Below are 11,897 nucleotides of genomic sequence, written 5' to 3'. Positions count from 1 at the left end.
CTCCTCGGGGTGTTTGACGGTCATTGCCCCCCTGCGTAGGCTGGAACGGCTGCTTTCTCGCCCTCTGCTAGGGTGATGGGTGCTTGCTGTCCGCGGTCGCATGCCCCGCGTCGTCGAGGTCTCGCCCCGCCGGACAGCACCGATCGGGGGCCACCGTCGAGGTGGCCTGGACACCACCACACGACCCCGGCGATCCCGTCGCGCGGGGCGCGTACGAAAACGGAGAGCCTGACGTGAGCAAGCGCACCTACCAGCCGAACAACCGCCGGCGCGCGAAGACCCACGGCTTCCGGCTGCGCATGCGCACCCGTGCCGGCCGTGCCATCCTCTCGAGCCGTCGCGCCAAGGGTCGCACCACCCTGTCGGCCTGAGCCGACCGGGCCGGTCAGGGGACGTGGGCAGTCGTGCTGGCCGCCGCGCAGCGACTGCGGCGCAGCACTGACTTCGCCGCAGCGGTTCGCGGTGGCCGACGCGCCGGACGTGGCGCCGTCGTGGTCCACCTGACCGTGCCGGTGCTCGCCGACCCCAACCTTTCGACCTCGTCGGAGCCGGTGCGGGACGACAGTGCGGAGCAGTCATCCGCGTCGCCCCGCGCCGGCTTCGTCGTGTCCAAGGCCGTCGGCAACGCGGTGATCCGTAACCGGGTCAAGCGTCGGCTGCGGGCACTGGTCCAGGACCGGTTGACCGCCCTGCCCGCCGGCAGCACGCTTGTCGTCCGGGCGCTGCCCGCAGCGGCAGAGGCGTCGTATCCCCGCCTCGCCACCGACCTGGATGCCGCCATCGCGGTCGCCCGGTCCCCCCGCGAGCGGCGGTCCCGATGACCGGTGCCGAGAAGACCAGTCCACGCGCGTCGACAACCGGTGCCAAGGTGCTGATCGCGCCCATCATCGCGTACCGTCGGTGGATAAGTCCGGCGTTGCCGGCCCGCTGTCGGTTCTACCCGTCGTGCAGCGCGTACGCCCAGGAGGCGGTCGCTCGGCACGGCGCGCTCCGGGGAGCCGCGCTGGCGGTCCGGCGGCTGTTGCGCTGCCACCCCTTCCACCCTGGTGGGTATGACCCGGTGCCGGAGCCGGGCGGCCGCCGTCGTGCTGATGTGACTGGAGCCTGAGAGTGGACTTTAGCCTCGACTGGATCTACTACGCGATCTCGTGGATCCTGCTGACCTGGCACTCCGCCTGGGACGCCATCGGGGTGCCGGTTGGTGCGGTGATCGGCACCAACTTCGCCTGGATCCTGTCCATCATCTTCCTGGTGGTCACCGTCCGGGTGATCCTGTTCCCGGTCTTCGTCAAGCAGATCAAGTCCCAGCGGGCGATGCAGGCGCTCCAGCCCAAGGTCAAGGAGCTTCAGGAGAAGCACAAGGGTGACCGGGAGACGCTCCAGAAAGAAATGATGGAGCTCTACAAGAAGGAGAAGGCCAACCCGTTGATGGGTTGCCTTCCGATGTTCCTTCAGATCCCGGTCTTCCTGGGTCTCTTCCACACGTTGAAGCGACTGGACCCGGCGAACCAGGGCAAGACCCTGTACGGGTGGAGCGTCGACCAGTTCGAGAGCGCCTCGCAGGCGAAGCTCTTCACCGCCCCGATCGCCGGCAAGTTCGGCTCGACGGCCGACGAGCTGGCCCGGCTCGGCGCCACCGGCAGCACCGTCAAGATCATTGCTGGCATCCTGGTTCTGGTCATGATCGCGACCACCTACCTGACCAGCCGTCAGATGATCCTCAAGACCGGTTGGGCGGAGGACCCGCAGCAGCGGATGATCCAGCGGCTGATGCTCTACGGCATCCCGGCGTCGCTGCTGATCTCCGGCGCGATCTTCCCGATCGGCGTCATCATCTACTGGGTCACCAACAACCTCTTCACCCTCGGCCAGCAGCAGTGGGTGCTGCGGAAGTTCCCGCCGCCGGTGACCGCCAAGAAGGCCGTCGCCCCCGCGGCCACCCGCAACCCGGTGCAGCCCGCCAAGTCCGGTGGTCTGTTCGGTCGCGGCAAGGCGGCCCCGCCGGCGCCGGTCAAGGCGACCGCGCCCAAGGTGGCCGGGCCGAAGCCAGGTGCCAAGCCGGCGAACAACCCGAAGAAGAGCCGTCCCGCCAAGCGGCAGGGCTGAGCTCAGAGGGCCGTCGCCGGGTGACCGGCGGCGGCCCGTTCCGCACCGCGCAGCCGCCGTCCGGTGGCGCCGAGCGGAACCGACCGCGCATCGTGCGGCCACGGGCGACACTGCCCGTACAGACGTGCCCGCGGGCACCGGCGACCTCCAGCCGGCCCCGGGAAACCAGTCGGACCCGAGGGTCCGGCCGAGCGAGTACGGAGATGAGACCGTGACCGAGACCAGCATCCCCCGCGCCGAGCAGGCCCTGGACGAGGAGGAGACCGCAACGCTCGCGGTGGACGGTGACGACACCGAGACCGACGACGACAGCGCGGCCGACGACGACACCGAAACCGCTGCCGGCGGCAGGGTGAAGAAGGCAGTGAGCGAGAGCGACCTGTTCCGGCAGAGCGAGATCGCGGCCGACTACGTCGAGGGGCTGCTCGACATCCTCGACTACGACGGTGACATCGACGAGTTGGTCGCCGCGGGGCGCCCGATGGTCGAGGTCGTCGGCGAGCGGCTGCAGAACCTGGTCGGCCAGCGGGGAGCCACCCTGGAAGCGCTCCAGGAGTTGACCCGCCTCGCCGTCTTCCGGCAGACCGGAACGCCGAGCCGGCTGCTGCTCGACGTCGGTGGCTACCGGTCGAACCGCCGCAAGGAACTCGCCGCGGTCGCCAAGAACGCCGTCGAGAAGGTCAAGGAGTACGGCGAGCCGGTCCGCCTGGAGGCGATGTCCGCGTTCGAGCGCAAGTGCGTACACGACGTGGTCAACGCGATGTCCGGGGTGGCGAGCGAGTCCGAGGGCGTGGAGCCGAACCGGCGCATCGTCGTACGGCCAGCGGACTGACCGGGTGACCCACGACGACAACACGGCCGACGCCGTGACCGGCCCGGGCGGTACGCCGCTCGGGCCGTCCGCTGTCCAGCCCGATGGGGAAGGTGCCGACCCAGATCGACTCGGCACCACCCCGTCGCCCGTCGACGCGGCGCTGCCGCCCGAACTGGCCCCGGCCGCACTCTCCCTCTTCGGCGATCGTCTCGACCTGGCTGCCTCGTACGCCGAGTTGTTGGTCACCGACGGGGTGGTCCGCGGTCTGATCGGCCCCCGGGAAGCACCTCGCATCTGGGACCGGCACCTGCTCAACTGCGCAGCGGTCGCCGAGCGGATCCCGTCCGGCGCGTCGGTCCTCGACGTCGGGTCCGGTGCCGGTCTGCCGGGTCTGGTCCTGGCCATCGCGCGCCCGGATCTCACGGTCACCCTGATCGAGCCGCTGGCGCGACGCACGTCATTCCTGATCGAGGTCGTCGAACGACTCGGTCTGGCCAAGTCGGTGCGGGTGTTCCGTGGTCGGGCGGACGAGGCGGCTACCGGGTCGAGCGGTCGGGAACCCATAAGCGGCGACGTGGTGACCGCCCGCGCGGTCGCGCCGCTGGATCGCCTGGCGGGCTGGAGTCTCCCGCTGGCGGTCCGTGGTGGCCGGCTGCTGGCGTTGAAGGGTTCGTCCGCGGCGGCCGAGATCGAGGAGCACGCCGAGGTGGTGGCGCGACTCGGTGGCGGGGAGCCGGCGGTGCACCTCTGTGGGACCGGGGTCATCGATCCACCCACCACCGTCGTGGAGATCGTGCGCGAGCGGATGGTCGGCCCGGCACGCGTGGCGGCCAACAAGCGCTCCCGCAGCGGTCGCCCTCGTCGACGCTGACACTTCGCGTCATCGGGCTTCCGGCGGGTGGGTTGCCTCGTTGTACCGGTGCGGATGGACAAGGGGATGAGAACCCGACGTGGACCGGCCGCGCCCGTCCGCCGTAGGCTGACCGCGCGTCGATAGTGTGGAGCGGGCGACGGACGTCGCGGGTCTCCGACCGCTCCCGTGAGCCGTACGCTCTGGGTTGCGAGCGTGGGTGTGGCCAAGTTGACCGGGGCGCGGACCGACCATCCGAAGCGGGCAGGGATGACAGGTGCATGACGACGGCAGGTACGACGATCCACGCGTGACCGGGTCGACAGGCGATCCCGTTTCACGTGAAACCGACTACCCGAGCTGGTCGCCGGACGCGACCGGACCGGCGACCCGACCCGCGGACGGCGATCCGCTGGTGTTCGGCGGAGAGCCGGCGGCTCAACAGACCGGGCCCGAGGTCGTGGACCCGGCGGCGGCTCGACGGACATCGGAGGGGTCGAGCCGACCAGCCAATGTCGCGGAGGTGCGGCAGACGTTGGGACGGCGCAACACCGCGAGAGCGGTTCGCTTCGAGCCGGCGGTTCCGCACCAGCCCAACGCGGCGGCCGTCCGGGACGCCGCTCCGGTGATCGCCGACCCACCTGTCGCTTCGACCGAGTCGTTGGCTGCCGTGGCGGCCGACCCCACGTACGTTTCACGTGAAACCCCGACGCGCGAAGAGGATGACCCACCGTTGGCTATGGAGGCGATGCGCGCCGTGCAGATCCTGAATCCCAGTGGCGAGGTGACCATGCCTCGGCCCGACCGGACCCGGGTCATGTGCGTCGCCAACCAGAAGGGCGGCGTGGGCAAGACCACGACCACCGTCAACCTTGCGGTGGCGCTCGCCCTGCACGGCAACCGGGTGCTCGTGGTGGACCTCGACCCGCAGGGCAACGCCTCCACCGGGCTCAACGTCCCGCACCACACCGGAATCCCGGACGTCTACGACTGTCTGATCAACAGCGTGCCCCTGGCCGAGGTGGCCCAGGCGGTCGAGGGCATCCCCAATCTCTGGTGCGTACCCGCGACCATCGACCTGGCCGGCGCCGAGATCGAGCTGGTGTCGGTGGTGGCGCGGGAGTCGCGCCTGGACCGGGCGATCGCCGCCTACCCGGGCGAGTTCGACTATGTCTTCATCGACTGCCCGCCGTCGCTCGGCCTGCTCACGGTCAACGCCCTGGTTGCGGCGCAGGAGGTGCTGATCCCGATCCAGTGTGAGTACTACGCCCTGGAAGGGCTCAACCAGCTGATCAACAACATCAACCTGGTGCGCCAACACCTCAACCCGAAGCTCGATGTCTCCACGATCCTCCTGACGATGTACGACCGGCGTACCCGGCTGGCTGACGCCGTCGAGCAGGACGTCCGGAACCACTTCGGCGACAAGGTTCTCCAGGCGGTCATCCCCCGCAACGTCCGGGTCTCCGAGGCACCCAGCTACGGCCAGTCGGTGATGACCTACGATCCCGGATCGCGGGGAGCCACGAGTTACTTCGAGGCCGCCCAGGAGATTGCCGAGCGAGGCGTCAAGGAGCCGGTGGGCCGGAATGCGTAGTGCGGACGAGTCGCTGGGAGGCGAGGCATGAAGAACCGTCCTCGGGGCGGTCTGGGTAGGGGCCTGGGAGCGCTGATCCCGACCGGGCCGGTTCCGGGTGCCGCCGGCACCGTCATGGCGGAGCCGGAGAACGAGTACGCGGACGACACCGGCACTGCGGCCGTCTCGACGGTGCCCGTCGAGCCGACGGTGCACGAGCCGGAGCCCACGCTCAGTCCGGTACCCGGAGCGCGATTCGCCGAGATCCCCGTCGACGCGATCCTGCCCAACCCGAAGCAGCCCCGCCAGGTCTTCGACGAGGAGGCACTGGAGGAGCTCAAGACCTCCATCCAGGAGGTCGGCTTCCTTCAGCCCATCGTTGTCCGGCAGCTCGACGACGAGAAGTACGAGCTGGTGATGGGCGAGCGGCGTTGGCGGGCCGCCCAGGCGGTGGGGCGGGACAGCATTCCGGCGATCATCCGGGACACCCGTGATGACGCCATGCTCCGCGACGCCCTGCTGGAGAACATCCACCGAGCCAATCTGAACCCTCTCGAAGAGGCCGCCGCCTACCAGCAACTGCTGGAGGAGTTCGGGGCCACCCACGAAGAGTTGGCCCGCAGGATTGGTCGGAGTCGCCCGCAGATCTCCAACACGATCCGGCTGCTGAACCTGCCGGCCCAGGTGCAGCGCCGGGTCGCCGCGGGGATCCTGTCGGCGGGCCACGCCCGCGCACTGCTGAGCCTCGACGGCAGTGAGGCGCAGGAGCAGTTGGCGTTGCGGATCGTGGCGGAGGGCCTGTCGGTCCGGGCGACCGAGGAGATTGTCGCCCTGACGCTCAACGACGGGCCGGCGAAGGGGCAGGCGGCGAAGCGCCGGCCGAAGGCGCACGCGCCGGCCCTGACCGACCTCGCCGATCGACTGTCCGACCGGTTCGACACCCGGGTGAAGGTCGACATCGGCCGGAGCAAGGGCAAGATCACCATCGAGTTCGCGACAGTGGACGACCTTGAGCGGATCGTCGGGATCATCGGAGTGCAGCAGGAGGAGAACGGCGACTGAGTGCGCCCTCTCCACCGACGGCCGCGCACCCCTCCGGGTAGCGCGGCCGTTCCGTATCCGGCTCACCGCGTTTCACGTGAAACGGCCGCCTTTTCACGCGCTTCCGGGACGCGGGTCTCTGCTGTGCTGGTCGTTGTCGGCCCCCCGCCGCGAGACCGACCGCGATACCCCGCGCCGCCACCTGTCAGCGCTCCCCCCGGACCAGCCAGCAGTCGGCGCTCGGCGGATCCGGGCGAGGTAGGGCTGCGGCTCGGCGTGCAGGGTGCGGCGTCGACCCGGAGCGGACCAGGCCGGGCTCGTTTCACGTGAAACGGGGATTGCTAGACAGGAACGCCCTCGGGCCCACCCGGGAATGACCATGAGGCGTCGTTGCGGCCGCTGAGTGGCTCGCTGCGGCCCCGCGTGCCGCAGGGTGACCTCCCGTCGGCCCGCGCCGCCGCGCGGGCCTCTCGACGCGAATGCGGCCTCAGAGAGCTCTGCCGTGACTCCCCGCTCTACTGCTCGACGTTTGGCTGCTGCCACCGATCGTTCCTTCCGGTGCTCGGCGGGGGTGGCTCCAGGTCGGTCTGAGGTAGGCCGGGGGTCGCCGGCCGTTGGTGTCTGACAGTTGGCGTCGTACGCCTGTCGTCGGTTCCTGACGGTGGACGAGTCCTCCGGTGGTTGTCCGACGGCCGCGAGGTGCTCCGGCAAGGTGGTGCCCGACCGCTGAGGCTCGGCAGAGGCATGCGGTCGCCGGTGCGCTGAGGCTCGGCGGGGGCATCCGGTCGTCGGTGCATGAACCCTGGATGGGAGCTTTCGGCCCGTTGGTGCCCGAGGTTCGGCGGAGGGCTCCGATCGTTGGTGCTTGACGTTCGGCCGGCACCTCCATCGCCGTCCGGGTGCTGCCGCGCGCTTCCCCGCTCTCCGGCGGCTTCCGACGTCTGCCGATGGGCCACGCATCATCGGTCGGTTGCGGAGGCGGCTCGTTCCACGCCCGTGATCGCGGGCCTCCTCTCCCCGAGGGGTGGACGCGGCGTCGGGCGACCGGCGCTGCACCACGGCCTCGGTCCAACGCGGCACTCGCCCTCACTCCGCGGCGCTCGCCGAGCGGAAGCGCGGCAACCTCGCAGCGACGTGTCGGCGTGGAATTACCCCCGGGGGTGACGGCACGGCACGGAGATCGTCTCCGGAGGACGCCCGCCGTGACCCCCGTCCTTCCCATGGGTGTCGACGGTCTACCCGCTGCCGATACCAACACCAGGACTGCCGGCGTACAGCGCCCGGCGTAGGCGGTTGCTCAGGTCAGCTTCCGCAGCGGCGACGGACGGCAGTTCGGCCGGATCCGGCCGGCGCTGTCGAGCAGTTGCTGCCGCTCGCTCAGCAACCCGCGGACAACGACCGACCGGCCGAAAAGTTATCCACACCCTTTGTCCACAGGCACCCCCTGTTTCACGTGAAACAGCGCGTGAGAGCGGGTGTGAGCCTGTGGATGACGGCCTGTGTTGGGGATCTCGGCAGCCTGTGGATATCGGTTCACCGCTCGGTGGTGACGTGGCACACGTGGCCGACCGAGGCCACTGATCTGGTCGGTCAGGGAGCGATCAAACAGGTAGGGACAGCGGTGCCAGACTCGGTTAGGGTCAGCGTCGTGCACGACACCCCTCCCTCAGTCCCGGACTTCACGCAGTGGCCGTCGTTTCCCTTCGAGGGGGACCTCCACGTGAAGCAACTCGATGATCCGGTCCCGGTCGAGCCGCCCCGGAAGGGCGAGGGTCTCCGGGAATGCACCGCCTGCAACGCACCCGACGAGGCCTATATCTGGGTCGGCGAGCGGTGGCGGGTCCGTGCCATGGACCGGCCCACCGGTCTGCCCATGGTGCTCATCCTGGAATCGCGAACCCACCTCGACCTCGGCGACCTGCCGAACCTGCTCGCCGCCGAGCTGGGCGTGATGACCGTACGGCTGGAACGGGCCATCCGGTCGCTCGACGGTGTGGCGCGGGTGCACGTCAACCGGTGGGGAGACGGCTCGGCCCACCTGCACATGTGGTTCCTCGCCCGGCCGTACGGTCGCCTCCAGTTGCGGGGCACCTTCCTGTCACTGTGGGATTCGATCCTGCCGCCGATCTCCGAGGCGCAGTGGCGGGAGAATCTGGCGCTCGTCGCGGCCTGGCTTGCCGAGTTCGGTGGCCGTCCGCTTGCCGAGCCACCCCGGATTCAGTGGCAGGCACCGTCCAGTCTGCTGGCCCAGTCCGCCGCTGCAGACGCCGCTGCCGCCGCGCAGGCAGCATCGGCGGAGGCAGCTTTGGCTGCCTCTGTCATCGAGGCAGCAGAGGAAATCCCGGAACCAGCGCCGGAGCCCGACGCCAGTGCCGATCGGACCGGTGGTGACGGAGCATCCGCAGCCGGTCCCGTCGTCCTGGGCTCGGACGCCGGCTCGTCGGTCGATACCGAATCGACGGGTGGATCCACTCGACCGGCATCCGCCAGCAACGAGCCAACCGGTGCAACCACCGACCCAGCAGCCGGCACCTCAGCAGCCGGCACCTCAGCAGCCGGCTCCCGAGCAGTCGGCGAGGCCACATCCGGCACCTCAGCGGCCGGCGCCGTTGGTACCGACGAGTCGGCTCCCGGCGGGTCCGCAAACCTCGGCGGTGCCGCAGCCCTTCGTCAGCGGGCGGGCAACACCGATGTCGAAGCCGCCCCCAACGCGGTCAACGAGACCGCCCCAGAGGTTGACCCGGACAGGGGCGACCCGGACAGCGGGGCTGCGGACGGCGGCACTGCGGGTGCTTCACCTGCCGAACCCGCCCACGGCAACGGCCCGGACGCATCCGACGTACGTAAGGCTCCCTGAGCGGGGACCGACCATGAGGGTGGCGCGGCGGTCCGGGCTCGCGGCAGCCGGGCAAGAAACCTCGTGGTCGGCCCGCGCGCGGTGTCGCACACCGAGACGGTTCGGCCCGCGCGCGGTGTCGCACACCGAGACGGTTCGGCCCGCGCGCGGGTCGCACCGAGGCGGTGGCGAGTGGGTCAGGCAGCGGTGACGCGGGCCGCCGCTCGGGCGACCAGGGTGCCGAGGAGCCGGCCGAAGTCCAGCCCCGCTGCCTGCACGGCGAGTGGCAGTAGCGACGTCTCGGTCATGCCCGGCGAGACGTTGACCTCCAACACGTGCGGCTGCCCGGCAGCGTCCACGATCACGTCGACCCGCGAGAGGTCCCGCAGACCGAGCGCGGTGTGCGCGGCGAGGGCCACGTCGGCGACGGTGGCGGACACCTCCGGGTCCAACCGGGCGGGAGCGTGCCAGGTGGTGCGCCCGGCCGTGTAGCGGGCCGCGTAGTCGTACACCCCGTTGCGCGGCACGATCTCCACCGGTGGCAGCGCCTGTGGTCCGTTGCCCAGGTCGATCACGGAGACCGCGACGTCCATCCCGGGCACGTACCGCTCCACCAGGGCGGTGGAGTCGTACGCGAAGCAACCCACCATCGCGGCGGGCAGCGCCGCGGCGTCTCGGACCACCGCGCCTCCCAGCCCCGATCCGCCCTGCGCGGGCTTCACCATCAGCGGCAGACTCAGTCGGTCGACGATCCGATCCAGTACGGCGACCGCGCCGAGCTCGGAGAAGCGGTCGTGTGGGAGGGCCACCCAGTCCGGGGTGGGGATGCCGTTCTCGCGGAGCACCGCCTTGGCCGACGGCTTGTCCCAGGCGACCCGGGAGGCGCGGGCGTCACAACCGACGTACGGGATGTCGCACAGGTCCAGCACGCCGCGCAGCGATCCGTCCTCACCGGTGGCGCCGTGCAGTGCGATGACGACCGCGTCCGGCGGGTCGGCGGCCAGCGCCGGCAGCAGGGCCACGTCGGCGTCCCGCAGTTCGGCTTCCACACCGATGGCGCGCAGCGCGTCGAGCACCCGGCGACCGGAACGCAGTGACACGTCCCGTTCGTAGGAGAGTCCACCGGCGAGCACGACGACCCGCAGGTCGGCCGGAACGGCGGGATCGGTCACGAGGAGGCGCTCGGCGGCGGTCGTACCCATGCCGGCATCATGCCAAGTCGGGTCCTGGCACGTCGGAGCCGGCCTGGCCGCGTCGGCCGGCGGCGCCGCCACCCACAGCGCCGAAGACCCGGCGCATCGCGATCTCCTGCTCCATCACACCGGCCAGCCGGCGGATGCCCTCGCGGATCCGCTCCGGCGGCGGGAAGCTGAAGTTCAGGCGCATCGCGCCGGTGCCGGTGCCGTCGGCGTAGAAGCCGGTGCCGGGCACGTAGGCGACCCGGGCGGCGACCGCGCGGGGCATCATCGCCTTCGAGTCGAGCCCGTCGGGCAGGGTGGCCCACACGAAGAGACCACCGGCCGGCGTGGTCCAGCTGGTGCCCTCGGGCATCAGGTCGGTCATCGCGTCGAGCAGCGCGTCCCGGCGTTCCCGGTAGACCTCGCGGTAGACCTTGAGCTGCTGCCGCCAGGGCATCGTGCCCAGGTACGTGGAGACGGCGGTCTGGGCGTAGACGCTGGGGCAGAGGATCTGCGCCTCGCTGGCGATGACCAGCTTGTCGCGGACCGCGTGCGGCGCCAGGATCCAGCCGACCCGCAGGCCGGGGGCGAAGGTCTTGGAGAAGGTGCTGAGGTAGAAGACCCCGTCCCGGCGGCGGGCCCGCAGGGGCGCCGGCGCGTCACCCTCGAACCCCAACTGACCGTACGGGTCGTCCTCGACGACGAGCAGGCCGGCGCTCTCGCAGATGTCGAGCACCCGTTCGCGGCGTTCCTCGCTGAGCGTCACGCCGGTCGGGTTCTGGTAGGTGGGGATCGTGTAGAGGAACTTCACCCGCCGCCCGGCGCGGGCCAGGTCGGCGATGGCCGCCTCCAGCGCCTCCGGAATCAGCCCGTCCGCGTCCATCGGCACGTGCACGACCTGCGCCTGGGCGGCCTGGAACACCCCGAGCGCACCGACGTACGTCGGCCCCTCGGCGAGCACCACGTCACCCGGGTCGAGGAAGAGTCGGGCCACCAGGTCCAGTGCCTGCTGCCCGCCGACGGTGACCACGACGTCCTCGGGGGAGGCACCACACGCGGCGTCGATCCCGGAGAGCGACATCACCTCGCAGATCCGCTCGCGCAGCTCGAGGGTGCCCTGGCCGATGCCGTACTGGAGGGTGGTCACGCCGTGCTCCGAGCCGAGCCGGCCGAGCATCTCACCGACCGCGTCCAGCGGAAGGGCGGCGATGTACGGTGCGCCACCGGCGAGCGAGACGACCTCTGGACGGCTGGCGACCGCGAACAGTGCTCGGATCTCGGAGGCGGTCATTCCGCGTACCCGCCGGGCGTACCGGTCGGTGTAGTCGTCGAGTGTCGTGCCGGTCATGACCTCACCTCGATCGCTGCTCGGGTGGCTGCCGCCCCGGGGTACCCCATCCCCTGATGACCATGGCGGAAGGGACACCGATTGTCGATCCTAATCCGCCGGTGTCGCGTCGTCGCCGTACCGAAGCGGATCGACCACATGGCGGACC

The 11,897-nt window shown here is 70.6% G+C and carries 11 protein-coding genes; 9 read left to right on the top strand and 2 right to left on the bottom strand.

Annotation, left to right across the window (positions count from 1 at the left end):
* Window positions 1-233 precede the first annotated feature (233 nt).
* The 9 genes from rpmH (at window position 234) to AB0C01_RS17440 (ending at window position 9,244) form a co-directional block, all read left to right on the top strand.
* The gene (gene rpmH, locus AB0C01_RS17480) at window positions 234-371 is read left to right on the top strand and encodes a 50S ribosomal protein L34 (protein ID WP_007453904.1); all 138 of its coding nucleotides are present in this window, start codon (window positions 234-236) and stop codon (window positions 369-371) included.
* Window positions 372-404: 33 nt separating this feature from the next.
* A complete protein-coding gene (gene rnpA / locus AB0C01_RS17475) occupies window positions 405-821 on the top strand; it encodes a ribonuclease P protein component (RefSeq protein ID WP_357571606.1) in 417 nt (138 codons plus the stop codon).
* Entirely contained in the window at window positions 818-1,108 is a 291-nt protein-coding gene (gene yidD, locus AB0C01_RS17470; protein ID WP_357242993.1) for a membrane protein insertion efficiency factor YidD, read from the top strand. Before rnpA ends, yidD begins: the two co-directional genes overlap by 4 nt.
* 2 nt (window positions 1,109-1,110) lie before the next feature.
* On the top strand, window positions 1,111-2,106 hold the full coding sequence (gene yidC / locus AB0C01_RS17465; RefSeq protein ID WP_357242990.1) for a membrane protein insertase YidC: 996 nt from the start codon (window positions 1,111-1,113) through the stop codon (window positions 2,104-2,106).
* Window positions 2,107-2,317: 211 nt separating this feature from the next.
* Window positions 2,318-2,938: a R3H domain-containing nucleic acid-binding protein gene (locus tag AB0C01_RS17460; protein ID WP_357571605.1), complete on the top strand. Its 621-nt coding sequence runs from the start codon at window positions 2,318-2,320 to the stop codon at window positions 2,936-2,938.
* Window positions 2,939-3,080: 142 nt separating this feature from the next.
* Window positions 3,081-3,791, top strand: a complete 711-nt coding sequence (gene rsmG / locus AB0C01_RS17455; protein ID WP_357244057.1) for a 16S rRNA (guanine(527)-N(7))-methyltransferase RsmG — start codon at window positions 3,081-3,083, stop codon at window positions 3,789-3,791.
* Between the two features lie 256 nt (window positions 3,792-4,047).
* Window positions 4,048-5,367, top strand: a complete 1,320-nt coding sequence (locus AB0C01_RS17450; RefSeq protein ID WP_357242984.1) for an AAA family ATPase — start codon at window positions 4,048-4,050, stop codon at window positions 5,365-5,367.
* A gap of 27 nt (window positions 5,368-5,394) precedes the next feature.
* Window positions 5,395-6,408: a ParB/RepB/Spo0J family partition protein gene (locus AB0C01_RS17445; protein WP_357571604.1), complete on the top strand. Its 1,014-nt coding sequence runs from the start codon at window positions 5,395-5,397 to the stop codon at window positions 6,406-6,408.
* A gap of 1,852 nt (window positions 6,409-8,260) precedes the next feature.
* Entirely contained in the window at window positions 8,261-9,244 is a 984-nt protein-coding gene (locus AB0C01_RS17440; protein ID WP_357571743.1) for a hypothetical protein, read from the top strand.
* 176 nt (window positions 9,245-9,420) lie between these two features.
* On the opposite strand, the gene AB0C01_RS17435 is transcribed toward AB0C01_RS17440, so the two are convergent.
* Together AB0C01_RS17435 and AB0C01_RS17430 are read right to left on the bottom strand one after the other, a co-directional pair.
* The gene (locus AB0C01_RS17435) at window positions 9,421-10,425 is read right to left on the bottom strand and encodes a D-alanine--D-alanine ligase (RefSeq protein ID WP_357571603.1); all 1,005 of its coding nucleotides are present in this window, start codon (window positions 10,423-10,425) and stop codon (window positions 9,421-9,423) included.
* Window positions 10,426-10,432: 7 nt separating this feature from the next.
* The gene (locus AB0C01_RS17430) at window positions 10,433-11,749 is read right to left on the bottom strand and encodes a PLP-dependent aminotransferase family protein (RefSeq protein ID WP_357571602.1); all 1,317 of its coding nucleotides are present in this window, start codon (window positions 11,747-11,749) and stop codon (window positions 10,433-10,435) included.
* Window positions 11,750-11,897 lie beyond the last annotated feature (148 nt).

The organism is Micromonospora sp. NPDC048905, from assembly GCF_040649655.1.
GTDB lineage: Bacteria > Actinomycetota > Actinomycetes > Mycobacteriales > Micromonosporaceae > Micromonospora.
Note: the sequence above shows the minus strand (reverse complement) of the source record. Positions and strands in the feature narration are given on the sequence as shown.